The sequence below is a fragment of the Streptomyces sp. NPDC107517 genome (genome assembly GCF_055582645.1).
Genome location: NZ_JBVJPM010000007.1, coordinates 185,631 through 211,519, shown reverse-complemented (window position 1 = coordinate 211,519; position 25,889 = coordinate 185,631). Strand labels below are relative to the sequence as shown.

Annotated in this window: 24 protein-coding genes; 13 read left to right on the top strand and 11 right to left on the bottom strand. The window is 70.7% G+C overall.

Annotated elements, in window-relative coordinates:
- The first annotated feature begins 148 nt into the window (after positions 1-148).
- Positions 149-613, top strand: a complete 465-nt coding sequence (locus tag ACZ67T_RS18900; protein ID WP_469985307.1) for a pyridoxamine 5'-phosphate oxidase family protein — start codon at positions 149-151, stop codon at positions 611-613.
- 146 nt (positions 614-759) lie between these two features.
- Here the strand turns inward: ACZ67T_RS18900 and ACZ67T_RS18895 are convergent, their stop codons facing one another.
- Together ACZ67T_RS18895 and ACZ67T_RS18890 are read right to left on the bottom strand one after the other, a co-directional pair.
- Entirely contained in the window at positions 760-2,367 is a 1,608-nt protein-coding gene (locus ACZ67T_RS18895; protein WP_469985306.1) for an MDR family MFS transporter, read from the bottom strand.
- A gap of 171 nt (positions 2,368-2,538) precedes the next feature.
- On the bottom strand, positions 2,539-3,213 hold the full coding sequence (locus ACZ67T_RS18890; RefSeq protein ID WP_469985305.1) for a TetR/AcrR family transcriptional regulator: 675 nt from the start codon (positions 3,211-3,213) through the stop codon (positions 2,539-2,541).
- A gap of 226 nt (positions 3,214-3,439) precedes the next feature.
- On the opposite strand from ACZ67T_RS18890, the gene ACZ67T_RS18885 reads away from it, so the two are divergent.
- Positions 3,440-4,015 (top strand): DUF4232 domain-containing protein, encoded by a 576-nt coding sequence (locus ACZ67T_RS18885; protein WP_469985303.1) that lies wholly within the window; start codon positions 3,440-3,442, stop codon positions 4,013-4,015.
- 86 nt (positions 4,016-4,101) lie between these two features.
- Here ACZ67T_RS18885 and ACZ67T_RS18880 read toward each other — a convergent pair whose 3' ends face one another.
- The 3 genes from ACZ67T_RS18880 to ACZ67T_RS18870 all read right to left on the bottom strand — a co-directional run bounded on the left by ACZ67T_RS18880 (position 4,102) and on the right by ACZ67T_RS18870 (position 5,804).
- Positions 4,102-4,824: a PP2C family protein-serine/threonine phosphatase gene (locus tag ACZ67T_RS18880; RefSeq protein ID WP_469985301.1), complete on the bottom strand. Its 723-nt coding sequence runs from the start codon at positions 4,822-4,824 to the stop codon at positions 4,102-4,104.
- A gap of 234 nt (positions 4,825-5,058) precedes the next feature.
- The gene (locus ACZ67T_RS18875; protein WP_469985299.1) at positions 5,059-5,463 is read right to left on the bottom strand and encodes a nitroreductase/quinone reductase family protein; all 405 of its coding nucleotides are present in this window, start codon (positions 5,461-5,463) and stop codon (positions 5,059-5,061) included.
- Positions 5,464-5,621: 158 nt separating this feature from the next.
- Positions 5,622-5,804 (bottom strand): hypothetical protein, encoded by a 183-nt coding sequence (locus tag ACZ67T_RS18870; protein ID WP_469985298.1) that lies wholly within the window; start codon positions 5,802-5,804, stop codon positions 5,622-5,624.
- A gap of 406 nt (positions 5,805-6,210) precedes the next feature.
- Between ACZ67T_RS18870 and ACZ67T_RS18865 the strand changes: the two genes are divergently transcribed.
- The 7 genes from ACZ67T_RS18865 (at position 6,211) to ACZ67T_RS18835 (ending at position 14,986) form a co-directional block, all read left to right on the top strand.
- Positions 6,211-7,119, top strand: coding sequence for a TIGR03619 family F420-dependent LLM class oxidoreductase (locus ACZ67T_RS18865; protein ID WP_469985296.1), 909 nt, complete (start codon positions 6,211-6,213; stop codon positions 7,117-7,119).
- Between the two features lie 138 nt (positions 7,120-7,257).
- On the top strand, positions 7,258-8,280 hold the full coding sequence (locus ACZ67T_RS18860; RefSeq protein ID WP_469985294.1) for a LacI family DNA-binding transcriptional regulator: 1,023 nt from the start codon (positions 7,258-7,260) through the stop codon (positions 8,278-8,280).
- A 150-nt stretch (positions 8,281-8,430) separates the two neighbouring features.
- On the top strand, positions 8,431-9,843 hold the full coding sequence (locus ACZ67T_RS18855; RefSeq protein ID WP_469985292.1) for an extracellular solute-binding protein: 1,413 nt from the start codon (positions 8,431-8,433) through the stop codon (positions 9,841-9,843).
- 30 nt (positions 9,844-9,873) lie between these two features.
- The gene (locus ACZ67T_RS18850; RefSeq protein ID WP_469985290.1) at positions 9,874-10,818 is read left to right on the top strand and encodes a carbohydrate ABC transporter permease; all 945 of its coding nucleotides are present in this window, start codon (positions 9,874-9,876) and stop codon (positions 10,816-10,818) included.
- 32 nt (positions 10,819-10,850) lie between these two features.
- Positions 10,851-11,726, top strand: a complete 876-nt coding sequence (locus ACZ67T_RS18845; protein ID WP_469985526.1) for a carbohydrate ABC transporter permease — start codon at positions 10,851-10,853, stop codon at positions 11,724-11,726.
- A gap of 77 nt (positions 11,727-11,803) precedes the next feature.
- Complete coding sequence (locus tag ACZ67T_RS18840; RefSeq protein ID WP_469985289.1) at positions 11,804-13,405, top strand: glycoside hydrolase family 13 protein; 1,602 nt, start codon at positions 11,804-11,806, stop codon at positions 13,403-13,405.
- A 150-nt stretch (positions 13,406-13,555) separates the two neighbouring features.
- Positions 13,556-14,986 carry a PP2C family protein-serine/threonine phosphatase gene (locus tag ACZ67T_RS18835; protein WP_469985288.1) on the top strand — a complete coding sequence of 477 codons (1,431 nt, stop codon included), beginning with the start codon at positions 13,556-13,558 and terminating at the stop codon, positions 14,984-14,986.
- Between the two features lie 58 nt (positions 14,987-15,044).
- On the opposite strand, the gene ACZ67T_RS18830 is transcribed toward ACZ67T_RS18835, so the two are convergent.
- Entirely contained in the window at positions 15,045-16,544 is a 1,500-nt protein-coding gene (locus ACZ67T_RS18830; protein ID WP_469985286.1) for a DNA-binding protein NsdB, read from the bottom strand.
- A gap of 233 nt (positions 16,545-16,777) precedes the next feature.
- On the opposite strand from ACZ67T_RS18830, the gene ACZ67T_RS18825 reads away from it, so the two are divergent.
- The gene (locus tag ACZ67T_RS18825; RefSeq protein ID WP_469985284.1) at positions 16,778-17,956 is read left to right on the top strand and encodes an aminoglycoside phosphotransferase family protein; all 1,179 of its coding nucleotides are present in this window, start codon (positions 16,778-16,780) and stop codon (positions 17,954-17,956) included.
- Between the two features lie 70 nt (positions 17,957-18,026).
- On the opposite strand, the gene ACZ67T_RS18820 is transcribed toward ACZ67T_RS18825, so the two are convergent.
- Positions 18,027-18,587 (bottom strand): carbohydrate-binding protein, encoded by a 561-nt coding sequence (locus ACZ67T_RS18820; RefSeq protein WP_469985283.1) that lies wholly within the window; start codon positions 18,585-18,587, stop codon positions 18,027-18,029.
- Between the two features lie 220 nt (positions 18,588-18,807).
- Here ACZ67T_RS18820 and ACZ67T_RS18815 point away from each other — a divergent pair, with 220 nt between their 5' ends.
- Together ACZ67T_RS18815 and ACZ67T_RS18810 are read left to right on the top strand one after the other, a co-directional pair.
- Positions 18,808-20,022, top strand: a complete 1,215-nt coding sequence (locus ACZ67T_RS18815; protein WP_469985281.1) for an ROK family protein — start codon at positions 18,808-18,810, stop codon at positions 20,020-20,022.
- Between the two features lie 317 nt (positions 20,023-20,339).
- Positions 20,340-22,325, top strand: coding sequence for an N-acetylmuramoyl-L-alanine amidase (locus tag ACZ67T_RS18810; RefSeq protein WP_469985280.1), 1,986 nt, complete (start codon positions 20,340-20,342; stop codon positions 22,323-22,325).
- A gap of 69 nt (positions 22,326-22,394) precedes the next feature.
- Here the strand turns inward: ACZ67T_RS18810 and ACZ67T_RS18805 are convergent, their stop codons facing one another.
- Both ACZ67T_RS18805 and ACZ67T_RS18800 read right to left on the bottom strand, forming a co-directional pair.
- Positions 22,395-22,895 carry a hypothetical protein gene (locus ACZ67T_RS18805; protein WP_469985278.1) on the bottom strand — a complete coding sequence of 167 codons (501 nt, stop codon included), beginning with the start codon at positions 22,893-22,895 and terminating at the stop codon, positions 22,395-22,397.
- Positions 22,896-23,103: 208 nt separating this feature from the next.
- Positions 23,104-23,727 (bottom strand): CGNR zinc finger domain-containing protein, encoded by a 624-nt coding sequence (locus ACZ67T_RS18800; RefSeq protein WP_469985277.1) that lies wholly within the window; start codon positions 23,725-23,727, stop codon positions 23,104-23,106.
- On the opposite strand from ACZ67T_RS18800, the gene ACZ67T_RS18795 reads away from it, so the two are divergent.
- Entirely contained in the window at positions 23,726-24,490 is a 765-nt protein-coding gene (locus tag ACZ67T_RS18795; RefSeq protein WP_469985275.1) for a leucine-rich repeat domain-containing protein, read from the top strand. The genes ACZ67T_RS18800 and ACZ67T_RS18795 overlap by 2 nt on opposite strands.
- Positions 24,491-24,505: 15 nt before the next feature.
- Here the strand turns inward: ACZ67T_RS18795 and ACZ67T_RS18790 are convergent, their stop codons facing one another.
- Positions 24,506-25,420 carry a universal stress protein gene (locus ACZ67T_RS18790; protein WP_469985274.1) on the bottom strand — a complete coding sequence of 305 codons (915 nt, stop codon included), beginning with the start codon at positions 25,418-25,420 and terminating at the stop codon, positions 24,506-24,508.
- 207 nt (positions 25,421-25,627) lie between these two features.
- On the bottom strand, positions 25,628-25,855 hold the full coding sequence (locus ACZ67T_RS18785; protein WP_469985524.1) for a DUF397 domain-containing protein: 228 nt from the start codon (positions 25,853-25,855) through the stop codon (positions 25,628-25,630).
- Positions 25,856-25,889: the final 34 nt, after the last annotated feature.

Sequence of the window (25,889 nt, the reverse complement as noted above, 5' to 3'; positions counted from 1 at the left end):
ACCGGGTGTCGCCATTCCTGAGCGGATGACGGCGATGACGACGGCGCCCGGAACGAGATGCGCGTTCTCGCCCAACGGTCACATTCCAGGGCCGACCCGTGTCATAACAGTGACCAGGGAATCCGCCCGATGCGACAGGGAGACGCCGATGCCACCCGCCCGGACCGCGAAGCAGCGCAAGCAGGACACCCTCGACCGGCTCGAACGCGACGAGGACGTATGGGTGGCCACGGCGGACACGTCGGACGCGGAAGGCGCGACGCCATATCTCGTACCGCTGTCGTTCCTGTGGGACGGTTCGACGCTGCTGCTCGCCACCCCGGCGGCCAGTCCCACGGGACGCAATCTGCGGTCCACGGGGCGGGCCCGGCTCGGCATCGGCCCGACGCGTGACGTAGTCATGATCGAGGGCACGGTACAGACGCTGACGGCCACGGAGCTCCCGGACGACGTCGGTGACGCGTTCGCGGAGAGGACAGGGTTCGACCCGCGCGGGCTGACCTCGGAGTACCTCTATTTCCGGGTCACTCCGCAGCGGGTCCAGGCCTGGCGGGAGGCCAACGAGCTGGCGGGCAGGGAGCTGATGCGGGAGGGCGAGTGGATCGAGGGCTGAACCACCGGCGCCGCCCCACGAGTTGACACCCACCGTCACCCCCCGAGCCCCGAGCCCGAAAAACACAGAACGCGCCCGCCGGAATCCCTCCGACGGGCGCGCCCAGCGCCACACACGCAGCCGGCGAAGCCGGCCGACCGACCGGCTCAGCCGGCGGCAGGCTCCAGCTCCTTCTCCTCGCCGCCCGGCCTCGCCGTCTCGTTCTCGGCGTGCCAGTCCTCGTTGTCGGCGAGCGGCTTCTCCTTCAGCACGAAGGCGAGGACGAGACCGACCGCGAAGACGGGCACCAGGTACAGGAAGATCGGCACGAGTGCCTCCTGGTACGAGGAGACGACCGTGGCGCGCAGGTCGGCCGGCAGGGCCCGTACGAGCGCCGGCGTCAGTGAGTCGCTGTCGCCGACCTTCGAGGCGGCGTCCGCGGGCAGGCGCGTGGCGAGCTGGTCGGTGAGGCGGCTGGCGAAGACCGCACCGACGACGGCGGTGCCCAGGGTCGCGCCGATCTCGCGGAAGAAGTTGTTCGCGGAGGTGGCGGTGCCGACCTCCGCGCCCGGGAAGTCGTTCTGCACGGCGAGTACGAGGGTCTGCATCATCAGGCCGACACCGGCGCCCGCGAGTCCGACGTAGAGGCAGACCAGCCAGACCGGGTCGCTCACGTCGAGGCGGGACATCAGGAACGCGACGAGCATGATGATGACCGTGCCGACGATCGGATAGACCTTGTAGCGGCCGGTCTTGCTCATGATCGCGCCGGACGGCAGCGCCGTGGCCATGATGCCGACGACCATCGGGATGAGCAGCAGCCCCGACTCGGTGGCCGTCTTGCCGTAGACCATCTGCAGATACGTGGGCATGTAGCCGACGATCGCGAACATGCCGAGGCCGATGACGATCATGCCGAGCAGCGTGGCGACGTTGAAGATCGGGCTGCGGAAGAGGTGCAGCGGGATGACGGGCTCGGCGGCCCGCTTCTCCGCGACGAAGAACAGCACCCAGGCGACGACCGCGCCGACGCCGAGCCCGATGACCAGCGGGTCGGACCACTCGTACTGCGTGCCGCCCCAGCTGGCGAACAGCACGGTGCAGGTGACGGCGGCGGCCATCAGGGCGGTGCCGAGGTAGTCGAGGGTGACCTTGACGGCCTTGCGGGGCAGCTTGATCGCGACGGCCGCGACGAAGAGGGCGAGGATGCCGAGCGGCAGGTTGACCCAGAACGCCCAGCGCCACGAGTGCTCGTCGGTGAACCAGCCGCCGAGCAGGGGGCCGACGACCGAGGAGAGACCGAAGACGGCGCCCATGGGAGCCATGTACTTGGCGCGCTCCCGGGGCGGTACGAGGTCGGCGATGATCGCCTGCGAGGTGATCATGAGGCCGCCGCCGCCCAGGCCCTGGAGGGCGCGGCCCGCGACGAGTGTCCCCATGTTCTGGGCGAGCCCGCAGACCACGGAGCCGATCAGGAAGAGCGCGATGCCCGCGAGGAAGATGTTCTTGCGGCCCATGAGGTCGCCGAGCTTGCCGTAGACCGGCATGCCGATGGTGGCGGCGAGGATGTACGCGGTGGTGATCCACGCCATGTGCTCGATGCCGTTGAGCTCGCCGACGATGGTCGGCAGGGCGGTGCTGACGATGGTCTGGTCGAGCGCGCCGAGCAGCATCGTCAGCATCAGCGCGCCGAAGATCAGCCCGAAGTTGTGCGGCTTGGCTATGCCGTCCTCAGGGGCGGGATCGGTGCCCGCCGGTGCGGGGGCGTGGGTCATGCTCAGGTCTCCGTACGTGAAGGGGTGGGGTGCGCGGCGCGCGAGCGGTCGCCGCCCGGGGAGGCTGGGGAGTCTTCGGGGCTCGGGTGGGGAGTCGTGTGAGGCCTTGCGCGGGGAGCGCGCACCGGTGCCGTGGGGGCGGCAGCCGGGTCGCGCTTCGGGAGCCGCGCCTCAGGCCTCCCGTTCGGTGGTGGCGTGGGGGGAGTCCGCCGGGGAGAGGAGTCCGCGCAGGGCGGTGAACGAGTCGCGCACCGAGGCCGCGGGACCGTCGGGGTGCTGCTTGTCGCGGGCCCATCGCATGAGGCCGTTGCGTACGGCGGTCATGGCGATCCCCGCGAGAAGTGCGACCGTCTGCCCGTCGGGGGCGTCCGTGGTGCGGCGGGCGATGACGTCGGCAAGATCCCGTTCGAGCGCGTCGCACTCGGCGAGGAACGCACCGAGTGCCGAGGGCACCTTCTCGACGATGGCGAAGATGTCCTCGAACGCTCCGGCGTCGGGCGCCATCTCGTCCGCGTGCGTGGCGAACACCTCGCCCAGGTCCCGCAGCACGGCGTCCGGGCCGCGGCCGGGCGCGGAGACGAACTGCTCCGCCTCGGTCTCCGTCAGGCCACCGGGCCAGGCGAAGAGCGCGGTCTCTTTGGTGCGGAAGTAGTTGAAGAAGGTCCGCGGGGAGACGCCTGCCTCCTTGCTGATCATCTCGACCGTGACGTGTTCGAGGCCGTGTTCACGGGCCAGGCGGACCGTGGCGGCGTGCAGTTCGGCCCGGGTCTGGCGCCGTCGCCGGGCGCGCAGCCCCTCGGCCGGCGCCTGCTCGCGGACCGCCGACGTCGCGGTGCCTGATGTCATCACGCCAAAGATTCTTGCACACACTGCAATCTTTGCGCGCACTGCACCCAGGGCCCCTGAACCCCACGGCACTCGTGGACACGCCGGCGACGCAGGCACCGACGCGGACCGACGCCGGACCGACGCCGGACACTGCCATGGGCAGAGCTATTCATCCGAGATAGGATCCATAAGCGTTATTTCGGGTGAAATGTGAAAAGCCACTGTTCGCCGGGAGACCAGACTGATGCCCACTCGCACCGTTCTTGCCGCTGCCTCCGCGCTGCTCGTGTCCGCGACCGGCGTGTCAGCCACCGGAGCCTCCGCCGCGTCGGCCGACCCCCGCCCCGCTCACCCCGCCGCCGCACCGGCCGCCGCCCTCAAGCAGTGCGGGGAGAACGCGCTGACGCTGCGGGCGGCCGCATCGGGCGAGGACCACGTCCTGCGCCTGAGCGTCAAGAACCACTCATCACACGCCTGCATCGTGGGCCACGTACCGCTGGTCAATTACGGCAATCTGGACGGGGCAGCCGTCCCGTTCCCGCTCTCCGGGAGCGCCACGTACAAGCTCGACCCGGGGAAGACCGCCCACGCCTCCGTGCGCTCCGTGTCCGCGAGCGGCGACAGCGATGTACGGTCGGTCGGCTACATCGTGGTGGCGGCGAATCCGGCACACCAGGGACAGAGGTTCACCGCCGCCGCGCTCGACGAGCCGAGCGGGCTGCGCGTCTGGTCGCCGGTGACGACGCTGTGGCAGCCGACTCGGGACCTGGCGGACGAAGTCCTGGCCGAGTCCGTCGGCGCAGGGGTCCTGAAGGTCTGATCCCGCCCCCTCGAACACTCGCCCGCGGCCAACAGACGGACCCCATGCCCCCGCTCCCTGATCCAGCCTGATCCGAACGAAAGACCCTAGGCCGCGACCCGGACCGCGAGGAGTGAGGCGTCGTCCCGGAGCCGGTCCTCCGCATGGCAAAGCAGGTCGGCGGCGAGGGCGTCGGTGAAGTCCTCGAGGACCGGGCTCACCAGGGCCGCGGCTCGCTCCGCCAGCGGGTAGAACGCCCCGCGCGCGTCCCTGGCCTCGCTCACCCCGTCCGTGTAGAGCAGCATGCACTCCCAGGCGGTGGCGGGCACCGGTTGGGCGGCGCACCAGCCGGAGTGCAGGTCGAGCAGGCCGAGCGGTGGCGCGGGCGCGGGGACCGCCGCGTGGACGGCGGCGCCGTCGCGCAGCAGGACGGGCGGCGGGTGTCCGCAGCAGACCAGTTGGGCGGATCCGTCGGGTTCGACGCTGAGCAGGGTCGCCGTGACGAAGCGGTCGGGTTCGTCCGAGCGCGCGACCAGCGAGTGCAGCCGTACGGCGATTCCTTCCAACCGCGCCTCGCAGAGGGCAAGATCGCGCCAGGCACGTAAGACGCTGTCGGCGGTACGGGCGAGCGCGCGGCCCTTGCCCATGACATCCCCCATCAACAGGCGTGTGCCATAAGGGGATTCGACGGCTCCGTACACGTCGCCGCCCGCCCCCGCGGGGCTTCTCTCCACCGGCGCGACGGTGGCGTTCGCCAGGTGCCGGGCGCTGACGCGCAACGTGCCGACCCGCTCGGGCAGAGGAGAGACCGGCTGGGAACGGGCAGTCATGCAGGGGCCTTCCGGGGTGCGGCCGGACGTACTGCCCGACGTGACGCGCCGCGCAAGTGTAGCCAGCCGAGCGCGCCCGGTAACCGATTGTCACCGAATCCGACCAACCGGATTTCGCCGTGCCGAAGTCGTCAACTTCGTGCTCGCACACACTCGTTCACGTGTCCGGGTCGTAGGCCTCCGACCCCGCCACGCCCACGCCGCGCCGGCACACCCGCCCGCGGACGGCGTTCCTCAGTCGGCGAGGTCCGTGAGGTCGGCCCGCAGCGTCAGCAGGTTCGTGCCGAGGGCGCGCACGGCGGCACTGTTGTACCGGGGCAGGCGCTTCAGTCGCGCGCGGGCGTCGTCGTCCGGCAGAAGGTGTGCCGTACCCGTGTGCCAGCGTCCCTTGATCCGTACGCGGATCTTCGGGTCGGCCTGGATGTTGCGCACGTACTGCGACTTGTCGCCGTACTCGGACACCCACCAGAACTCGCGGCCGACCAGGCGGCCCCCGACCGGTGTGCGTCGCGGCAGCCCGGACGTGCGGCCGGTGGTCTCCAGCAGGATCTGGCCGGGGAGCCGGGAGAGGAGCGGGTTGCCGATGCGCCGCTGGAACCACGTCACTGCCCTGAACTTGAACTCGCGATACCGCGACATGCGCGTCCCTCCGCCGGCACTGTGACTGCCCGCAGCACTCTAGGCGACCCGGCGGGACCGGTCGGGCAGGCGCCTCCCCCGGGACCGCGGCGGCGGGGCAGCGCGAGGGCCGCCGTCACCGCGAGCGCCCCGACGACCGCGGCCCACACCTGCCGGAACTACAGGACGGCGGTGAGCAGCATCGCGGCGAACGCCACGGTGAGCAGGAGTGCGGCGAGCGTCGCGAACGCGAAGGCCGGGATGCGCAGGAGCGGCAGTTCGACGATGGGGACCGGGTGCCGGGCCGAGCGCAGCCAGATCGCCGCCGTGAGGATCACCGCGGCGGCCAGCGAGCCGAGCACGCGGCCCGAACTCCAGCCCCATGCCTCGGCCTTGACGAGACCGAGCGCCAGGGAGCCGATGGCGAGCGTGCGGCGCCGCCAACTGGTTCGTCACCGAGATGAAGGGCGAGACGTACCGGGACGGCGCCGCGGAGAAAAACTGATGGGCCGGCACCCAGGCGGGCAACGGCCGTTGGGCCTGGACGCCGGAGGTGTACTTCGCGGGTGGCGGCAACTACGAGGGCGGCGCGGGCCTGTTGATGCCGGGTTGCTGCGCCTGCGCCGACACCTGTGCCCCCGTACCCGTCTGGGCCCGCCGACCCTGCGGCGTACCGGGGGTCGGGTCCGGTCACGACCTCCGATGCGACCGCCCCGGTCACCCACCCCGGTTCGACAACCCCGTCCGTGATCATCAAGACTGCTGATCATGCGATTCGGCGTGAACCTTCTCAATTTCGGCTCCGGCACCACCCCGCGAACCCTCGAGCGCCAGGCGACGGACGCCCGCGCGCTGGGCTTCACGTTCGCGATGATCTCCGACCACATAGCCGTCACCCCCGACGTGCACGAGGTGTATCCCGCCCCGTTCTACGACCAGTTCGTCCTGGCCGCGCATCTCGCGGGCCGGGTCCCGGGGCTGCAGCTCGGCACGACCATCACCGTCATCCCGTACCGGCACCCGCTCCAGACGGCGCGGCTCGCGGCCAACATCGACCAGCTCAACGACGCCGGGTTCATCCTCGGCGCGGGCGTCGGCTGGTCGGCCGCCGAGTACCGCGCGCTGGGCGTCCCGTTCGAGGAGCGCGGCGCCATCACCGACGAGTACCTGGCCGCGATCCGCGCCGCCTGGGCACAGGACCCGTGCACCTTCGAGGGGCAGTACGTCTCGTACGAAGGCATCCGTACGACCCCCGCCCCCGCTTCCGCGCAGCTGCCGGTCTGGGTCGGCGGCGACTCGCCCGCCGCGCTGCGCAGGGCCGCCCGGCTCGGCGAGGGGTGGCACCCCTTCATGCCGACGCTCGAGGGCCTGCGCGCGAAGCTGCCGGTCGTGGCCGCCGAGGCCGAGAAGGCCGGGCGGCCCGTGCCGGCGCTCGTGCCGCGGCTGCAGATCATGCTCGGGGCGCGGCCCGACACCGCGGACCGTCCGCTCGGCCACGGCAGTCTCGACCAGGTCCGCGGCGACCTGCACGCGCTGGCCGGACTCGGCGCCACGCACGTGCTGTTCGACACCTACCCGGGCGGCCCCGCCGCGCGCGCCACGGCCGACGAGGACCGCCGGGTCCTTGAGGCCCTCGTGGAGAAGGTCGTCGACCCGGCCACGGGCGACGTGCGCTGACGCCACCACCCCCGAACGGAGACGTTCCATGCCCAGGGCACCCGTCAGCACCTCTCAGAACCTGCTCACCGCGCCCTGGGCAACCGTTCACCGAACTTACGCAAGCAGATTGCAATTCTTGCGCTAATCTTGCGTGCCATGACACGGAGACTTGCTCAGGTGGCACAGAAGGTCGGCGTCAGCGAGGCGACGGTCAGCCGGGTGCTCAACAACAAGCCCGGCGTCTCGGAGGCCACCCGGCAGGCCGTGCTCACCGCCCTGGACGTCCTGGGCTACGAGCGGCCGACCCAACTGCGCGGCGAGCGAGCCCGCCTGGTCGGGCTCGTCCTGCCGGAGCTGCAGAACCCGATCTTCCCCGCCTTCGCGGACGTGATCGGCGGCGCGCTCGCCCAGCAGGGCCTCACCCCCGTCCTGTGCACCCAGACCAACGGCGGCGTCTCCGAGGCGGACTACGTGGAACTGCTGCTCCAGCAGCAGGTGTCCGGCGTGGTGTTCGCGGGCGGCCAGTTCGCCCAGGCGGACGCACGGCACGAGCACTACCGGCTGCTCTCGGAGCGCAAAGTCCCCGTCGTCCTCGTGAACGCGGCGATCGAGGACCTCGGTTTCCCCTGTGTCGCGTGTGACGACGCCGTCGCGGTCGAGCAGGCCTGGCGGCATCTGTCCCTACTGGGGCACGAACGCATCGGGCTCGTGCTCGGCCCGGACGACCATGTGCCGTCGATGCGCAAGCTCGCGGCCGCGCGGCGCGTGGCGCGGGCAGCCGGCGGGACACTGCCCGAGGACGCGGTCGAGCGGGCCATGTTCTCGCTGGAGGGCGGCCAGGCGGCGGCGGCGCGGCTCATGCGACGCGGCATCACGGGCATCATCTGCGCGAGCGACCCGCTGGCGCTCGGCGCGGTGCGAGCCGCGCGGCGCGAGGGTCTGCGTGTGCCGGACGACATCTCGGTGGTCGGGTACGACGACTCGGCGTTCATGAATTGCACGGAGCCGCCCCTCACCACCATGCGCCAGCCGATCGAAGCGATGGGCCGGGCCGCCGTCGAGCTGCTCGTCACCCAGATCCAGGGCGGCTCGGTGACGCCCGGTGAGCTGCTGTTCGAGCCCGAACTGGTGGTGCGCGGCTCCACGGCACAGGCTCCGTCCCGCGTAACCGCGGCATAGTCAATTTTTTGCGGAGTCTGCACAACATATTGCGGGTACCTGTTCGCGGTGGTTGAGTGTGCCGCGCCCCGGCTGCTCGACAGCCGTAGGCCTCCCCGCGGTTGTCGTCAGCCGTGGGCCCTCCATGCTCATGCCCGAAGGGGACCACCGATGAGAAGCTCCTGGTTCCGCCCCACCCGCCGCACCTCCGCGACCGCGGTCGCCGCCGTGCTCACCCTGACCTCCCTCGCCGCCTGCGGCACCAGCAGCAGCGACGACAACAGCGGTTCGGGCGGCGGCTCGAAGGCCGGCATATCGGCTCCCCTGGATCCGAAGACCAAAGTCACGCTCACCATCGACTGCATGCCGCCGGCGGCGAAGGCGGCCGAGCTCAGGGAGTGGAAAGAGGACGTCAAGGAGTTCAACAAGAAGTACCCGAACGTCACGATCAGCGGGAAGTCGACGCCGGGCCAGTGCGAGGAGCCCGCCCGCTTCACCGCCCAGCTCAAAGCGAAGTCCCAGCCGGACGTCTTCTACACGTACTTCACCGATCTCCAGCAGGTGCTCGACAACAACGGGGCCGAGGACATCTCCGCCTACGTGACACCCAGGACCGTGCCGGCCCTGAACTCCATCGACCCGAACGTCCTCGGCGTCCTGAAGAAGGACGGCAAGCTCTACGGGCTGCCCACCAGCAACTACACGATGGGCCTGCTGATCAACCGCAAGCTCTTCGAGCGGGCCGGGCTCGACCCGGACAAGCCGCCGACGACCTGGCAAGAGGTCCGCGCCGCCGCCAAGAAGATCGCCGGCCTCGGCAACGGCATCTCGGGCTACGGCGAGTACAGCGCGGAGAACACCGGCGGCTGGCACTTCACCGCCGCGATGTTCGGCCTCGGCGCCGACGTCGTCTCCGCCGACGGCAAGAAGGCCGCGTTCAACGACGCCACCGGCAAGCAGGTCGCCCAGCAGCTGCACGACATGCGCTGGAAGGACGACAGCATGGGCAAGACGCAGCTGCTGAAGTGGGGTGACCTCCAGAAGCAGATCGCCTCCGACAAGCTGGGCATGTTCCTCGCCGCGCCCGACGACATCACGTACATGGTCCAGCAACTGGGCGCCGACTACGAGAACTTCGGCATGGGGCCGATCCCCGGCGGCAAGGCCACGCTCTTCGGCGGCAACGACTACATGATCAAGAAGGGCTCGTCACCCGACAAGATCAAGGCGGCCGTCGCCTGGCTGAACTTCAAGAACCTCACCCCGGGCAAGGGCCAGTTCCAGTGGGACCGCACCAAGGCCGACAAGCTGCCCGTGGGCCTGCCGCAGCCGAACTTCTTCACCGGTGACACCAAGGCGAAGGACCTCGCGTCCCGCACGGAGAACGCGACGATGCCCGTCGAGAACTTCAAGCCGTTCCTGGACAACCCGGTGCCCGGCAAGGCGGAGCCGCCGAAGGCACAGGAGGTCTACAAGGTCCTCGACAACGTGATGTCGGGCGTCCTCACCAACCGCAACGCCGACATCGACAAGCTGCTCTCCACCGCGGAGCAGCAGGTCAACCAGGTGCTGGCCAACCAGTAGCCCACGGCACCTGCACCCCGAGGAGCGACCATGTCGGCCCCCACGCTGTCCAAGAGCTCGCCGGCGCCCGCCCGCGCGCCGCATCAACTCACCCAGCGGCACGGCTCGTTGGCGCGGTCGGTGAGACGCAATCTCTCCGCCCACGGCTTCCTGATCGGCGCGGTGCTCTGCTTCTCCTTCTTCTCCTGGTATCCGATGGTCAGGGAGGTCTTCCTGGCCTTCCAGAAGAACAAGGACGGCAGGACCACCTGGGCCGGCTGGTCCCTCTCCTACGTCTTCGACGACCCGGCTTTCTGGCAGGCCTGGCGCAACACCCTCCTGTTCACGGGGCTCGCGCTCGTGCTGGGGTTCGCGGTGCCGTTCCTCGTGGCGGTCCTGCTCAATGAGTTCCGGCACGGCCAGGGCTACTTGAGGATGCTCGTCTACCTTCCGGTCATGCTTCCGCCGGTCGCCTCGGTACTGCTCTTCAAGTACTTCTACGACCCCGGCTACGGCCTGTTCAACCGGGTCCTCGGCATCTTCGGGATACCCGACCAGCAGTGGCTGCAGTCCACCGGTACGGCGATGATCTCCGTCGTCATAGCGGCGACCTGGATGAACATGGGCGGCGCGACCCTGATCTATCTCGCCGCCCTCCAGGGCATCCCCGGCGAGCTGTACGAGGCGGCGGAACTGGACGGCGCCGGACTGTGGCGCAAGATCTGGCATGTGACGATCCCTCAGACGAGGCTGATCCTCTCGCTGATGTTCCTCATGCAGATCATCGCCACGATGCAGGTCTTCACCGAGCCGTTCCTGCTCACCAACGGCGCGGGGCCCGAGGGCTCCACCATGACCGTCGTCTACCTCATCTACCAGTACGCCTTCAACTTCAACAACTACGGGGGCGCGGCGGCTCTCGGCCTGGTCCTGCTCGTCCTGCTCGCGGGGTTCTCCGCGGTGTACGTCCGCCTCAGCCGCACCCAAGAAGACTGACCGGCACGGGAGTTCACATGGCTACCGACACGATGCGCCCCCGGACCCTGATCTCGCCGGCCCAGCTCGCCAGGCGACGCGGCAAGGCCGTCTACTGGGTCGTCTTCGCCCTGGTGATGGTTCTCTTCACGCTGGTCTTCCTGGGGCCGATGTACTGGATGGTCAGCGGCGGCCTCAAGACCACGCAGGAGTTCGTCAAGTCCCCGCCGACGCTCGTACCCACCAGCGTGCACCCCGGCAACTACGGGGACGCGTGGCGGGTGATGGATCTGGCGAAGCTGCTCGGCAACACGCTGTACTACGCGTTCGGCGCGCTCGCCTTCCAGCTCGTCCTCGACGTCGCAGCGGCCTACTCGCTGTCCAGACTGCGACCCCTGTTCGGCAACGTCATCCTCGGCATGATGCTGGCGACGCTGATGATCCCGGCGACGGTCCTGGTCGTGCCGCAGTACCTGACCGTCCTCGACGTGCCGGTCTTCGAGCGCAATCTGCTCAACAGCCCCTGGGTGATCTGGCTGCCGTCCGTCACCAACGCCTTCAACATCTTCCTGCTCAAGCGGTTCTTCGACTCGATCCCGCAGGAGCTGCTGGACGCGGCGTCCATCGACGGGGCGTCCGCGCTGCGGACGCTGCGGTCCGTGGTGCTGCCCATCTCGCGGCCCATCCTGGGCGTCGTCTCCATCTTCGCGGTCGTCGGCGTGTGGAAGGACTTCCTCTGGCCGATGCTGACGCTGCCCGACCCCGGCAAGCAGACCCTGAACGTCGGCATCTACTCGCTGGCCAGCGGCGTTCCCGAGAACTGGCTGATCGCCGCCCTCACCATCGCCTCGCTGCCGACCCTGATCCTCTTCCTGCTGTTCCAGCGCAACATCATGAGCGGTCTCACCGCGGGCGGCCTCAAGGGCTGACGCCCGCCGCCCCTCCCCGTACGCCGCCTCCGTGACGGCGCGCCCCGGCACGCCCTCCTGCCCGAAAGGACCACTACGTGGCAGCCCCCCATACCCCAGACACCGGCGACTGGTGGCGTTCCGCCGCCATCTACCAGGTGTACGTACGCAGCTTCGCCGACGGCGACGGAGACGGGACGGGCGACCTCGCGGGGGTCAGAGCCCGGCTGGGCCACCTCGCCCGCCTGGGGATCGACGCGATCTGGTTCACCCCCTGGTACCGCTCCCCGATGGCGGACGGCGGCTACGACGTGGCCGACTACCGGGCGATCGACCCGTCGTTCGGCACGCTCGCCGAGGCAGAGAAGCTCATCGAGGAGGGGCGCGCCCTCGGCATCCGCGTCATCGTCGACGTCGTGCCCAACCATGTCTCCGACCGGCACGCCTGGTTCGAGGCCGCGCTGGCGGCGGGCCCGGGCAGCCCCGAGCGCGAGCTGTTCCACTTCCGCCCCGGCCGGGGCGCGCACGGCGAACTGCCGCCCAACAACTGGCCTTCCCAGTTCGCCGGCGAGACCTGGACCCGCGTACCCGACGGCGAGTGGTACCTGCATCTGTTCACGCCCGAGCAGCCGGACCTCAACTGGGCGCACCCCACGGTGCGTCACGAGCACGAAGAGGTGCTGCGGTTCTGGTTCCAGCGAGGCGCATCGGGCGTACGCGTCGACTCGGCGGCGCTCCTCGCCAAGGACCCGGCACTGGCCGACGCCGCCGAGGACGACACGAGCGGCTATGTGGACCGCGACGAGCTGCACACCGTCTACCGCTCCTGGCGGGCCGTCGCCGACGAGTACGACGGCGTGCTCATCGGCGAGCTGTGGGTCCCCGACCCCGAGCGCTTCTCCCGCTATCTGCGCCCCGACGAGCTGCACACGGCCTTCAACTTCGACTTCCTGTCACGCCCATGGGATGCGTCGGAACTGCGCGAGTCCATCGACATGACGCTCGCCCACCACGCGCCGGTGGGAGCTCCCGCGACCTGGGTCCTGTGCAACCACGACGTCACACGGACGGTGACCCGCTACGGCCGGTCGAACACCGCGTTCGCCTTCGCGTCGAAGCGCTTCGGCACACCCACGGACCTGGCGCTCGGCACCCGCAGGGCGCGCGCGGCGGCGCTGCTGTCGCTCGCCCTGCCGGGGGCCGTCTACCTCTACCAGGGAGAGGAGCTGGGCCTGCCCGAGGCGGAGGTTCCGCCCGGCCGCATCGAGGACCCGATGCACTTCCGTTCCGGCGGCACCGACCCGGGCCGCGACGGCTGCCGCGTGCCCCTGCCCTGGACGCAGGACGGACCCTCGTACGGCTTCGGGTCGGCCGGGGAGCCCTGGCTGCCGCAGCCGGCGGGCTGGGGGACGTACGCGGCCCTTCGGCAGGACGCCGATCCGGGCTCCATGCTGTCGCTCTACCGGGAGGCGCTGCGCCTGCGCCGCACGGAGCCGGGCTTCGGCGACGGGCCGATGCGCTGGCTCCCGAGTTCCCCTGGCGTACTGGCTCTTGCCCGGGGCGAGGGCCTGGTCTGCGTCGTCAACTTCTCCGATCCGGCCGCTCCGCTCCCGGCGCATTCACGTTTCCTGCTGGCCAGTGGCCCCTTGGACGACGAGGGGCGGCTCCCACGGGACACGGCGGTGTGGCTGCGCGTGTGAACCGGACGCCCGGGAGGACTCAGGTATATGCCAGAAGCATCACCGCACCGGGTGTTGCCAAACCCCTTACGGGGCCTGTCCGGCTGTGCAACAGTCATTACCGGTCCTTCCGTCAGTCTTGGTCGTGCCGCGCCTGTATCGGAGTACGTCATGCCTCCCCATGTCTTCGCGGACCGCCCCGCCGCCCAGCCGCCGGAGCACGGTTCGGTCGACGCGCTGATCACGCAGACGCGTCGGCTGCTCGGTGATGTCGACGCCGTGCGCCGCGAGGCCATTTCGGACGACGGTGACCCCGAGCGACGCTGGCAGCGCGCCCTCTACGAGCTCGCCGTGCACCAACTCAGCGACCTCGACAAGCACTTGGCACAGCTGCGCGACGGGCCGCCGCGCCCGACGGCGGATTCGCTGGTCCCCGAGGCCGGCGGCTGTGGGCCGGCCGAGCCGCCGAGCGGCTCCCTGCTCAGCCGCGTGGGCAGCGCCGAGTGGAATCTCCTCACCGACGAGGCGAGCTGGTCCGGGGAGCTGTTCCAGATCCTCGGCCGCAGCCCCGACGCGCCCCCGCTGACCCTCGACGAACTCCCGTCCGTCGTGCACACCGATGACCAGGCCATGCTCACCAGGATGGTGACGGACTGCCTCATCGAGGGGAAGCCGATCGACGGCGAGTTCCGCATCCTGCGCACCAACGGCACCGCCCGCACGGTGCACATGATGGGCGAGCCCGTGCTCGACGCCGACGGCTCCACCGCCTCGATGTGGGCGGTCCTGCGCGACGTCAGCGAGCTGCGCCGCACCCAGCGGACCGTACGCGAGACCCATGACTCGCTCCAGCGCCGGCGGCACATCGAGCAGACGGAACACCGGCTCGCGGTCGAGCTCCAGGAGGCCGTGCTGCCGCCGTGGCGTGGCTCCCTGCGGTTCTCCCAGGGGGCACCGCACGACCTCGACCTCGCGGCCCGCCATCTGCCGTCGTCGACGGGCGAGTTCGTCGGCGGCGACTGGTACGACGCACTCGAACTGCCGGACGGTCAGACCCTGTTGAGCGTCGGCGGCCTGACCGGACACGGTGTGGCCGTGACCTCCGGCATGGCGATGCTCCTCGGCGCCCTGCGCGGCATGGCCGTCACGGGTACCCGCCCCGACGAGCTGATGGGCTGGCTCAACCAGCTGACCGACACGTCGGTTCAGCCGTCACTGGGCAGCGCCGTCTGCTGCCGCTACGATCCCCGGTCACGCACGCTGACCTGGGCGCAGGCGGGACACCCCGCCCCGCTGCTCTTCCGCGACGGGGTGGGGCGTGCGCTGACGCCGCCGGAGGGCGTGCTGCTCGGAGCGACACCGGGTGCCACGTACGGGCTGGCCGAGGAGTCGCTCCGCGCAGGCGATCTGCTGCTGCTGCACACCGACGGCCTGGTCCCCCACCGCAGCGGCGCCGCGGCGGTGAACAGGCTCCTCGATCTCGCGCCACGACTCGCCGAGGCCGCCACCGCGCAGGACTGTGTGCGGACGGTCTTCGAGGAGTTCGCCGCGCATGAGCGCACGGACGAGGCCTGTGTGCTGGTCGCCAGGATCGGCTCCTGACGCGGACAGCTGCTGGCAGAGAGCTACTTGTTGAATTCGGACCACGTGCCCCCGAGGGTCACGCCTGAGCGCGCTTGCCTCCCGTGGGCTTTCCTGGGGTCTTCGGCAGCGCGAGCTTGATCTCCTCACGCAGGTCCACGATCTTCGGGTACCCCGCGTACTGCCCGGTGAGCCGGTACATCTCGCGGAGCCGGTCCCAGGTGCGATGGGAGGAGTTGGCCCCCATCGACACCAGCGCCAGGCGCGCGTACCGGTCGGCCTGCTCCGGGTCGTCGGCGATGAACAGGGCCGACGCGAGCGAGATGTAGTCGAAGATCTGCGACCGCTGCCGCCCGTTCGCCCGCAGTTCGAGGGCTTCCTTGGCGTGGCGCTGCGCGGTGCTCGCCGCGGCCGGCTCGTGGTCGGCGAGGGTGCGGTACGCCAGGGCCTGCATACCGTGCAGGTCCGCCTCGTCGAACATCTGCATCCAGCTGGGCGGCGGGACGTCGCCCTTGTCGGAGACGAAGAGGTCCTCCGCCTGGCCGAGGGTGCGCCGCATGGCCTGGCCCTTGCCCATCGAGGCCTGTGCCCAGGCCTCGATGGTGTAGAGCATCGCCCGGGTACGCGGCAGGGTCTGGTCGCCGGATCCGGACTTGGCGAGCTTCATGAGGTCGAGTGCGTCGTCGGGCCGGCCGAGGTGCACCATCTGACGGGCCGCCCTGGACAGGGCCTCCCCGGCGCGCGGCCGGTCGCCGCCCTCCCGCGCCGCGTGCGCGGCGATGACGAAGTACTTCTGGGCCGTGGGTTCGAGGCCGACGTCGTGCGACATCCAGCCCGCGAGGACGGCCAGGTTGGCGGCGACGCCCCACAGGCGCCGCTGGAGATGGTCGGGGTGCCGGTAGCTGAGCATGCCGCCCACTTCGTTGAGCTGGCCCACCACCGCCTTGCGTTGCAGGCCGCCACCGCGGGCCGCGTCCCAGGCCCGGAACACCTCGACGGAGCGCTCCAGTTCCTCGATCTCCTGCGACCCGATGGGGGCGGCCTCATAGCGGTCGAACCCAGCGGGGTCGGCGTGCAGGGGGTCTTCGAAACGTGGGGAGTCGGCCGCGAGGGCCGGGTCGGTGTGCAGCCAGTCGTGCATGGCGCCGCTGAGTACGGATCCAGTGGCGAGCGCGGCACCCGCGCCCACCAAGCCGCGTCGGTTGAGCATGAGGTCCATTCCCGTGAATTCGGTGAGGACCGCAGCAGTCCGCTCGGGCGCCCACGGCATTCCGTCGGGGTGTTGCACAGCCCCGTCGTCACGCCGTTTCCCCGTGCGCCCGTGCCGGACCAGACCGAGGTCCTCGATGGTCACGACACGGCCGAGTCGCTCGGTGAACAGAGCCGCCAGCACCCGTGGCACCGGATCGCGCGGGATCTCTCCCATGTCGATCCAACGCCGCACCCGTGAGGTGTCGGTCGCCAGCTGTGGGTGGCCCATGGCCGCCGCCTGCCGGTTGACCAGCCTCGCGAGCTCCCCCTTGGACCAGCCGGCGAGGCCGAACAGGTCGTTCAGGCGGGTGTTGGGTTGTCCGTTCACGTCAAGCCCCCAGGTTCTCGGCTGAGTTGACAGTAACCCTCTGTCAGTTGCAGAGCGACTATTCGCCAGGGTTCGCCAGGGTGCGCCAGATGGTGTGCCAGTGGGCACCGGGTGTCAGGTAGGAATGCGCCACCCCGACCCGGTTGCCGCGGCTCACTCCCCAGGGTGCACCACGGTTCCCCGGGGCGGGTGGCGCAGGCAACTCGCAGGCACACGAAGGGATCTGTTCGCCCATGTACGCAGCATCGTCCTCCGTGTCCGCCCCGCCCCGGCCGCTCTACGCCCGGCCCCCGGCTCGCGGCAACGGCCGCGCAGGGGAGGCCCCGACGGCGGGCAGCGGCCCGTATCTCGACCCCGCGCGACCTGCGGCCGCAGCGCTCGGCTCCGGTCGGACAAGGCGCGTCCCCGGGGTCGGCACCCAACCGCTCAGCGGGAGACTCGACTTGTCCGGTCCCCAGGGCGCGCAGCTGCGCACGGCGATCGCGTCGGTGCACCGGATCTGCCCGGAGTTCAATCCGGTGCAGGTGCTGCGCCGCAGTGGACGGTCCGTGCTCCTCGTCGGCACCACAGGGCGCAGCACCGCCGTCGCCAAGTGTTTAGTGGACCACTCTCCCGTCTGGGCCGAGCAGATCCGCCATGAGATAGCGGCATACCGCTCGTTCGTCCGGCACCGGCCACCGGTCCGGGTGCCGCGGCTGATCGCCGCGGACCCCGACAACTGCACGCTGGTGATCGAGCGGATGCCCGGCCGGGTCGCCGCCCTGCAGCGGCACCCGGCCGAGGCACCGCCCCGGGCGGACGTGCGGGCCGCGCTCAGCGCGATCTGCCGGCTCAACCTCTGGCGTCCGCCGGCCGGCACGTTCAACGCGCCCCTCGACTACGCGGACCGGATCTCCCGCTACCACGACCTCGGACTGCTCACCGACCGGGACATGGGCGATCTGCAGAAGCTGCTGCACGGCATCGCGCACTCGTCGGGCCGCCAGGGCATGGGCCAGTTCTGTCACGGTGACGCACTGCTGTCGAACATCCTGCTGTCCCCGGCGGGCCCGGTGCTCGTGGACTGGGAGCACGCGGGCTGGTACCTGCCGGGGTACGACCTGGCGACGCTGTGGTCGGTGCTCGGTGACGCGCCGGTGGCGCGCCGCCAGATCAGCCAGCTCGCGCAGTCCGGCGGGCCCGCGGCGCGGGACGCGTTCCTGGTGAACCTGATGCTCGTGCTGACGCGGGAGATCCGGACGTACGAGACGGCCGTGCAGCGTTCGATGCACGACACGACCCCGGCGGCATCGGGCACGGCCCCGCACGGTGCTGCGCCGTCCGGCGAGGAACAGCGGCTGCTGCTGAGGCGGCTGCACGACGACTGCCAGCTGGCCCGCAGGGCCGTGCGTGCTGCGGTCGGCACTCGCTGAGGGGACAGGAACCGCGGTGCGCCAGGACAGCGGCGCACCGCGGTTTCTCGTGTGCCCTTGTCCCAGGGGCCTACGGGTTACTGAACTGCACGGCGTCCACGTCGAACGAGTTGTCCTGCGGGGACTTGAACACGAGGTACAGCTTGTGCGTTCCGGTCGGTGCGTCGACCGGGACGGCGGGCGTGGCCTGGTAGGTGTCCCAGCCGCCGGTGTTCGGGACGGGTGTGGTGGACAGGAGCTTTCCGTCGGGGGCGTCCGCGCGCAGCTCGATGGAGCCGACGCCGTACGGTGACGACAGTTTGTAGCTCACCTGTCCGATGCCCTCGACGCTCATCGGGTGATCGACGCCGTGCAGGCGCGCGTTGCCTCCATCGCGCACACTCAGCCGGACGTCACCGGCCTCTCCGGGGCGGGCGCGCGGCGGGTAGTAGGCGCTGAGCTCCCGGCCGACCATGGCGCGGACGACCTGGCCGGTGCCGGTGTCCTCGGTGCGTACGTTCGTGACGTGCCGGCCGTCCTTCAGGACGGTGATGCGCTGCGAGAGGTCGAAGACCTCGCGCAGGCGGTGCGAGATGTAAAGGTCCAGGGAGACCCCGTGCAGCACCCGTACACCGAGAAAGCTCTTGGACACGCCGTGCATCGTCAACATCGTCTGTGTCGCCTGCATCGTTCAGCCTCTCCGGCCTCTTCGGCAGTCTTCATCAGCGGTCTGCATTGCAATGCGCTGACCCTTCTTTGACCTGTCAAGGGTCCAACCATGGTTTGTACAAAGGAAACTGACGGGTACTTAGGTCGATCGGCGAACAGCATCGGGCTTGTGAGCAGCGGAACCCGTCCCTATCGTGACTGCCATGCCTGGAGCGCCGGATCACCCAAGTTCCGCGCCGCCGTCGTCGCCCGGCGAGGTCCTCGCCCTGCTGCGTACGGGGGCCGCCGCGACCCGCGCGGACATCGCCCGGATCACCGGTCTCGCGCGTTCGACCGTGTCGCAGCGCGTCGACGCGCTCATCGCGCACGGCTTCCTCATCGAGGCAGGGGCGGAGGCCGGGGACTCGACGGGAGGCAGGCCCCCGCGCCGCCTCCATCTGCGCACCCGCGAGCACGTGGTGGCGGGCGTCGACCTGGGCGCCTCGCACTGCCGGGTCGCACTGCTCGACATCGGCGGGGAGCAACTCGCCCTGCGTGAGGACCAGTTGTCGATCGCCGACGGTCCTGCGTCGATTCTCGGCCACGTCGAGCGGACGCTCCACGCGCTCGTCGACGAGGCGGGCCTCGACCCGGCCTCGCTCCAGTCGATCGGTGTGGGCGTGCCGGGCCCCGTCGAGTTCACCACCGGCCGGCCCGTGGATCCGCCCATCATGCCCGGCTGGCACCAGTACCCGATCCCGGAGTTCTTCGCCGACCGCTTCGGCGTGCGGGCCCTCGTCGACAACGACGTGAACGTGATGGCGCTGGCCGAGCAGCGCCGGGCGTTTCCGGACACCCGCTATCTCCTCTACATCAAGGTCGGTACGGGCATCGGCTGCGGCATCGTCGCGGACGGTCGGCTGCACCGGGGTGCGCAGGGCAGCGCGGGCGACATCGGGCACATCCGGGTCGGCGACAGCCGTCAGGAGGCGGCGCCGTGCCGGTGCGGGAACTCGGGCTGCCTGGAGGCGGTGGCGGGCGGCGCGGCGCTGGCCCGCGAGCTGTCGGACCTGGGCCTGGACGCCGCGTCGAGCCGCGATGTCGTGCGCCTGGTGAAGTCCGGCAACCGTGACGCCGTAAGGATGGTGCGCGAGGCGGGGCGTGCGGTCGGCGAGGTTCTCGCGGGGCTGGTGAACTTCTTCAACCCGGACACGGTGGTGGTCGGCGGCGCACTGGCCGCCGTCCACGACCAACTCCTCGCGGGCGTACGGGAGGCCGTGTACCGCCGCTCCCATCCGCTGGCCACCCATGTGCTGCGGATCGAGCCCAGCCGCACCGGGGCGAACGCGGCCGTGGTCGGCGCCGCCATCCTGGCGATCGAGCACGCCCTCTCCCCGGAACAGGTGGACCGGGTCCTCGGGGGCACGTCAGCGCGCTGACTGCCCAGGGCCGGCTGTGGAAGGACACCCGCGTGGCCGATCCCCCGTTCAGGTGGAGTACGCGAGTCAGGCGCGCGGAGCCCGCCCGTATGCCGAGACGGCGGCCCGACTCTTTCCGAACGGTCATTGGTCCACTCCACTGACGCGCCGCAGGCGGTGAGGCCTCCCCGGCGAAAGCCCGCCGAACGGGCGCTGACATGGGAAATCCCCTGCCCTGAGCATGATTGACGGATCGTCGTCAAGCCGATACCACTGACCCACGATCGCCCCCGCACACCCGTCGAGATCTGTCCCAGGACCGTTCCCAGGAGGCCGCTTTGCCCTCGACCACCAGCGACCGCTCCCCGGCCGCCCGCAGACGCACCAACCAGGCGGCCCGGGCGGCGGGGACGCTCGCGACGGCGGCCCTGCTGCTCCCCCTCCTCGGCGCCGCGCCCCCGAGCGAAGCCCGGGAGGCGTCGGACGCGAGCCTCCAGCACGCGTTCGCGAGCGCGGCAGCCGAGTACCGCGTGCCCCAGAGCGTCCTGCTCGGCGTCTCCTACCTGCAGTCCCGATGGGACACCCACGGTGGTGCGCCCAGCGTCACCGGCGGCTACGGCCCGATGCACCTCACGGACGCCCGCGCCGCGCTCGCCGGTGTGGCCGCGCACAGCGAGGCCGAGGGCGATCCGCGCGGCGACTCGTCACGGCCGGCGCTCACCCCGAAGACGAAGGTGCCGCAGAACTCCCAACTCCCGGCCCGCCTCAAGTCGTTGACGCGCGCCGCCGAGCTCAGCGGCATCCCCGCCGCACAGCTGCGCTCCGACCCGGCGGCCAATGTGCGCGGCGGCGCCGCGCTGCTCGCCGCGGCGCAGAAGGCCCTCGGCAAGCCCCTCAGTTCCGACCCGGCCGACTGGTACGGCGCGATCGCGAAGTTCTCCGGCGCCGACGACACCGCCACGGCGGCGACGTACGCGAACGACGTGTTCGCCGTGATCCACGACGGCGAACGGCGCACCACGGACGCCGGGCAGCGCGTGGAGCTCGCGGCCGACCAGAGCCTGAAGCCCGACGCGGCGCAGGTACAGAGCATGGGTCTGCGCAAGTCCGACGAGAGCGGCACGGAGTGCCCACCGACCGTGTCGTGCGAGTGGATCCCGGCGCCCTACGAGGAGTTCGGCGACGGCGACTACGGCAACCACGACCTCGCCGACCGGCCGAACGACCAGAGCATCGACTACATCGTCATCCACGACACCGAGGCGACGTGGGACACGACGCTTCAGCTGGTGCAGGACAAGACGTATCTGGCCTGGCACTACTCGCTGCGCTCCACGGACGGGCACATCGCCCAGCACGTGAAGGCCAAGGACGTCGGCTGGCACGCCGGCAACTGGTACGTCAACGCCAAGTCCCTGGGCCTGGAGCACGAGGGCTTCCTCGCCGAGCCCGACTCCTGGTACACGGAGGAGATGTACCGGGCGTCGTCGCGCCTGGTGAAGTACCTGGCGAAGAAGTACGACATCCCGCTGAACCGGCAGCACATCCTGGGCCATGACAACGTGCCGGGGACCACACCGGGCGGGATCCCGGCGATGCACACGGACCCCGGTCCGTACTGGGACTGGGCGCACTACTTCGCGCTGCTGGGCAAGCCGTTCAAGGCGACCGCGGGCAGCAAGGGCGGCCTCGTCACCGTGGCGCCCGACTTCGCCGGGAACAAGCCGGTGTACACGGGCTGCGTCAAGGCGGGCGAGACATGTGCGGAGCACGGCTCCGGTGCCGTACGGGTGTACACCGCACCCAGCGAGGACGCCCCGCTGATCAAGGACATCGGGCTGCGCCCCGGCGGCCAGGACTCCACGACCGACGTGAACGACGTGGGCGCGCGCCTGTCGACCGGCCAGCAGTACGCGGTCGCGGAGCGCAAGGGTGACTGGACCGCGGTCTGGTACCTCGGCCAGAAGGCCTGGTTCAAGAACCCGAAGAAGCAGCCCACGGCCGTGAACGCGGCGGGCCTGGTCATCGCCCCGAAGGCCGGCCGCACCGACGTCCCGGTGTACGGGCGCGCCTACCCCGAGAAGGAGGCGTACCCCGCGGACATCACCCCGCAGGCGGTCACCCCGTTGCCGTACAAGCTGCTCGCGGGGCAGCGCTACGTCATGGGCGGCCGCACGACCGCCGAGTACTTCTTCTCGCCGACGTTCGACACGACGTCGCACCGGGTGGTGCGTGGCAAGGACGTCTACTACGAGATCCAGTTCGGTCACCGGGTGGCGTACGTCCGGGCCGCCGACGTGCAGGTACTGCCGTCGGGAGCCTAGAGCGCACATGACTCGGCCGGGTCCGGATCTGCTGTGGGGGCGGATCCGGGCCCGGCCGGTTTTCCTGGCTCAGGCCTGCTGGAACAGCTCGGGGGGCAGCGGCTTCAAAAGCGCGTAGAGGTCGTCCGTGATGGGCCGGTCCCAGGCCGCGATGGTCACGAGGACGTTGTCGCTGCGGTCGAACTGCACGCAGGAGATCCGGCCCTCGGAGAGCTTGAGGCGGCGCACGATGAGGAGGTTGTCGCCCTGCATCACCGGGACGTCCTCGGTGTCGACGACGGTGACCTCCTCGTCGTTCTCCAGCGCGAGAAGGAGCTGGGCGACCTCGAAGGGGATCTCGCCCTCCGCGGTCTCGCGGGCCGATGAGCCCTCGGGGAGATTGCCGATGATCATCGCGGGGCCGCGGCCGCCGAACAGGTCGTAGCGCAGGAAAACGCCCTGGCAGCTGCCGTCGGGGGCGGGCAGCAGGCCCGCGCCGAGATTGCCCGGCCAGTCGCCCGGATCCATGGCGAGGACATCGAAGTCAGGACCCGCGGGTGTGGCGGAGCTGCGTCGGCGGAGGAAGGACATGCCGCAATGGTACGTGCACCGGGGCGCTCCGCGGCGCGCGGGCGGCGGCGCCGACGGAATCGCGACCGGGCCGACGCGGGCCGATCCGGGGGCATCGGGGGTTCGCGCTGCGGCGCCAGGGCCTGCTCGTCAGTGTGCAACCGGCAGGGGGCGCCGGCCCGGGCCCACGTCGGCACCCTCGCTCAACAGGCTCTCGCCCGCGGTGAGTTCAGTCCCGTACCGCCTCCGCGCGGTGCCGCTCGTGGTGCCGGGCGACCCGTGCGCGGTTGCCGCAGGACGGCTTGCACCACTCCTGGCGGGGATGGTCCTTCAGGAAGTAGCGCACACAGCGCGGGGCGTGGCAGGCCCGCAGCCGCTCGCGGTCGCCGCTCGCGAGAAAACCGACGGCCGCGCGGGCCAGGGCCGCGGTGAGCAGGTCGGCGGCGGGCACGGGGGTGCGCGCCTCGTGGCGTACGAGGGGGACGGCACCGTCGTCCCAGGTGAGGACGGGAACGGTGGGGGCGAGCGCCGCCGCCTCGTTGAGCCGCCGCACGGCCTCGCTCACGGGGAGCAGCCGGTGCGCGTCCGCCGGGCTGGGCTCACCGGGGCGCACGGCGTGGGCGAACAGCGCGCGGACGGCGGCCCGCACCTCGCGCACCTCGGCGAGCGCGGTCGTGTCCGCTTCGAACCCGGCGGCGCCCGGCAGCACGTCGGCACGCTCCCGCACCCAGGCCGTCAGCGCCTCGGGCCGGTCGAGGTCATCGGTGACACCACCGTGCCCGTCGTGCCGGATGGTGAGGACGAGGTCCAGGGCGAGCGGTGCGCTCTGTGGATCGGCGCTGATGTCACACATGGGACTAATGATAAGGTCCCGCGCATCCATTAGATCGCGGGGGAGGCCGACTGTGCTCTCGTACTGGCGGGCGGGCCTGAGCGACGTACCGGACGGCGTGTGGGATCACCCCCGCCTGGAGGTACTCCTCCTGCCCGACAACGCACTCACCCGGCTCCCCGACCGCATCGGATCGCTCCCCCACCTGCACACTCTCGATCTCGGGCACAATCGCCTCACCTCGGTCCCGGACACGCTCGGTGACCTGACGGGCCTGACCCGTTTCCTCTATCTGCACGACAACGAGCTCACCGCGCTCCCGGACTCGCTCGGCAGGCTCTCGCGGCTGGCCTATCTGAACGTCGGGGAGAACAGGCTGACCGGACTCCACGAATCGATCGGCTCGATGAAGGGCCTCGTGGAACTGCGCGCCCAACACGCCACCCTCACCCGGCTCCCCGAATCGATCGGTGGCCTGACCGCGCTGCGCGAGCTGTGGCTGCGCGGCAACCGCCTCACCGACCTCCCCGATTCCGTACGGCACCTGCGTGAGCTGCGCGAACTCGAACTGCGCGAGAACGCCCTCACCGACGTGCCCGGATCCCTGCGCGGACTTCCGCTGCTGCGGCGGCTCGACCTACGGTCCAACCGGCTGCGCGACCTGCCCGACTGGACCGCCGAGCTGCCCGCGCTGGAGAAGCTGGACCTCCGGTGGAACGACATGCACGTGCCGTCCAGGCTGCGCGAGGCCCTCACAGCGCGGGGGTGCACGGTGTTGCACTGACCCGCCGAGGATCTTCTACGGCACGACCTCCGGAACCGGCGGCACGACCGCGACCGGACTCGCCGCGTGCAGCAGCACCGCCAGCGTCACCGTGCCGAGCATCGGCGCGGGGCGCGTGAGGCGGCGGCGGTGGCGGCCCACGACCACGAGGTCGGCCTCGCGGGAGTTCTCGACGAGGTGCCCGGCCGCGTCGCCCGGCGCCACGTACAGGTCGACCTCGACATCCGGGTGCATCTTGCGGAAGGGCGCCACCGCCGCGTTCACCAGCGTCAGCGTCTCGTGCTCGGCCGCTTCCTGGTCGACCGTCGTGGGCGTGAAGTCGCCGAACGTCGTCCAGGCGAGCACCGGCCACGGAAACACCGCGATCACCTGAAGGCGCGCCCCGCCCCGCTCGGCCTGCTCGAAGGCGAAGGCGAGGACGGTGTCATCGGGCTCGTCCACGTCCACGCCGACGACCACGCGCGGTCCGGGCGGTACGTCGCTGTCACCGTGCACGGTGCGCCCGGGCCTGGGCACCACGACGACGGCGCAGGCGGCGTCCCGTGCCGCGGCCACACCGTTCGAACCGAGCAGCAAACTGGCGAAGCCGCCACGTCCCCGAGAGCCGAGGACCAACAGCTGTGCATCGGCGCCGAGTTCGGGCAGGACACCTGCCGGAGCGCCGTCCAACGTCACGTATTCCACCGGCGGCAGACCGGCTCGGCCGGTCAGGGAGGCGCGCACCTCGTCGACGACCGAGTCACCCGCGGGCTCCGGCGGGCCGGACATCAGTGCCCCTGGCTGGGTCCAGGGACCGTGCTGGCGCACATGGACGATCCGCACGGGCGCCCCGCGCCTGCCCGCTTCCGTCAGCGCCCATTCCAGGGCGCGCAGACTGTCTTCGGATCCGTCGACGGCGGCCACGACGGGCAGGGGGCGCGGGGTACTCATGTCCAACCTCCGACACCGGGGCACGGTGTCGACGGGCCCCGGCAAGAGCGACTGTTCCTGCCCCCAGCCTCGCGCACACCGGGACCAGGGGGCAGGGCTGTAAGTCACATGTCGCCGGAAAAGCCGGAAACGTCACCTGACCGCGGCTCGGGCCGGGCCGACTCGAGTCGGACCGGCTCGGGTCGGACCCGCCGAGGTCGGACCCGCTCAGGTCAGATCGAACTCCCCCTCGCGTGCCCCCAGCACGAACGCCCCCCATTCCGCGGGCGTGAAGATCAGGGACGGGTTCTGGGGACTGCCGCCGTTGCGCATCGCGATGAAACCCTCGACGAAGGCGATCTGGACGTCCCCCAGCCCCTTGCTGCTCGAATGCCAGTCCGCGGCACTCAGATCGAGGTCCGGCTTGTCCCAACCCGCGAGCGTGTGCTGCTCCATGGTGCTTTCGGCCACGTCCGTGCTCCTCCCGGTT

What these genes read in the sequence shown, in the direction of transcription:
- ACZ67T_RS18900 (WP_469985307.1), top strand. Translation starts at nt 149, where the DNA reads ATGCCACCCGCCCGGACCGCGAAGCAGCGCAAGCAGGACACCCTCGAC.
- ACZ67T_RS18895 (WP_469985306.1), bottom strand. Translation starts at nt 2,367, where the DNA reads ATGACCCACGCCCCCGCACCGGCGGGCACCGATCCCGCCCCTGAGGAC.
- ACZ67T_RS18890 (WP_469985305.1), bottom strand. Translation starts at nt 3,213, where the DNA reads ATGACATCAGGCACCGCGACGTCGGCGGTCCGCGAGCAGGCGCCGGCC.
- ACZ67T_RS18885 (WP_469985303.1), top strand. Translation starts at nt 3,440, where the DNA reads ATGCCCACTCGCACCGTTCTTGCCGCTGCCTCCGCGCTGCTCGTGTCC.
- ACZ67T_RS18880 (WP_469985301.1), bottom strand. Translation starts at nt 4,824, where the DNA reads ATGACTGCCCGTTCCCAGCCGGTCTCTCCTCTGCCCGAGCGGGTCGGC.
- ACZ67T_RS18875 (WP_469985299.1), bottom strand. Translation starts at nt 5,463, where the DNA reads ATGTCGCGGTATCGCGAGTTCAAGTTCAGGGCAGTGACGTGGTTCCAG.
- ACZ67T_RS18865 (WP_469985296.1), top strand. Translation starts at nt 6,211, where the DNA reads ATGCGATTCGGCGTGAACCTTCTCAATTTCGGCTCCGGCACCACCCCG.
- ACZ67T_RS18860 (WP_469985294.1), top strand. Translation starts at nt 7,258, where the DNA reads ATGACACGGAGACTTGCTCAGGTGGCACAGAAGGTCGGCGTCAGCGAG.
- ACZ67T_RS18855 (WP_469985292.1), top strand. Translation starts at nt 8,431, where the DNA reads ATGAGAAGCTCCTGGTTCCGCCCCACCCGCCGCACCTCCGCGACCGCG.
- ACZ67T_RS18850 (WP_469985290.1), top strand. Translation starts at nt 9,874, where the DNA reads ATGTCGGCCCCCACGCTGTCCAAGAGCTCGCCGGCGCCCGCCCGCGCG.
- ACZ67T_RS18845 (WP_469985526.1), top strand. Translation starts at nt 10,851, where the DNA reads ATGCGCCCCCGGACCCTGATCTCGCCGGCCCAGCTCGCCAGGCGACGC.
- ACZ67T_RS18835 (WP_469985288.1), top strand. Translation starts at nt 13,556, where the DNA reads ATGCCTCCCCATGTCTTCGCGGACCGCCCCGCCGCCCAGCCGCCGGAG.
- ACZ67T_RS18825 (WP_469985284.1), top strand. Translation starts at nt 16,778, where the DNA reads ATGTACGCAGCATCGTCCTCCGTGTCCGCCCCGCCCCGGCCGCTCTAC.
- ACZ67T_RS18815 (WP_469985281.1), top strand. Translation starts at nt 18,808, where the DNA reads ATGCCTGGAGCGCCGGATCACCCAAGTTCCGCGCCGCCGTCGTCGCCC.
- ACZ67T_RS18805 (WP_469985278.1), bottom strand. Translation starts at nt 22,895, where the DNA reads ATGTCCTTCCTCCGCCGACGCAGCTCCGCCACACCCGCGGGTCCTGAC.
- ACZ67T_RS18795 (WP_469985275.1), top strand. Translation starts at nt 23,726, where the DNA reads ATGGGACTAATGATAAGGTCCCGCGCATCCATTAGATCGCGGGGGAGG.
- ACZ67T_RS18800 (WP_469985277.1), bottom strand. Translation starts at nt 23,727, where the DNA reads ATGTGTGACATCAGCGCCGATCCACAGAGCGCACCGCTCGCCCTGGAC.
- ACZ67T_RS18790 (WP_469985274.1), bottom strand. Translation starts at nt 25,420, where the DNA reads ATGAGTACCCCGCGCCCCCTGCCCGTCGTGGCCGCCGTCGACGGATCC.
- ACZ67T_RS18785 (WP_469985524.1), bottom strand. Translation starts at nt 25,855, where the DNA reads ATGGAGCAGCACACGCTCGCGGGTTGGGACAAGCCGGACCTCGATCTG.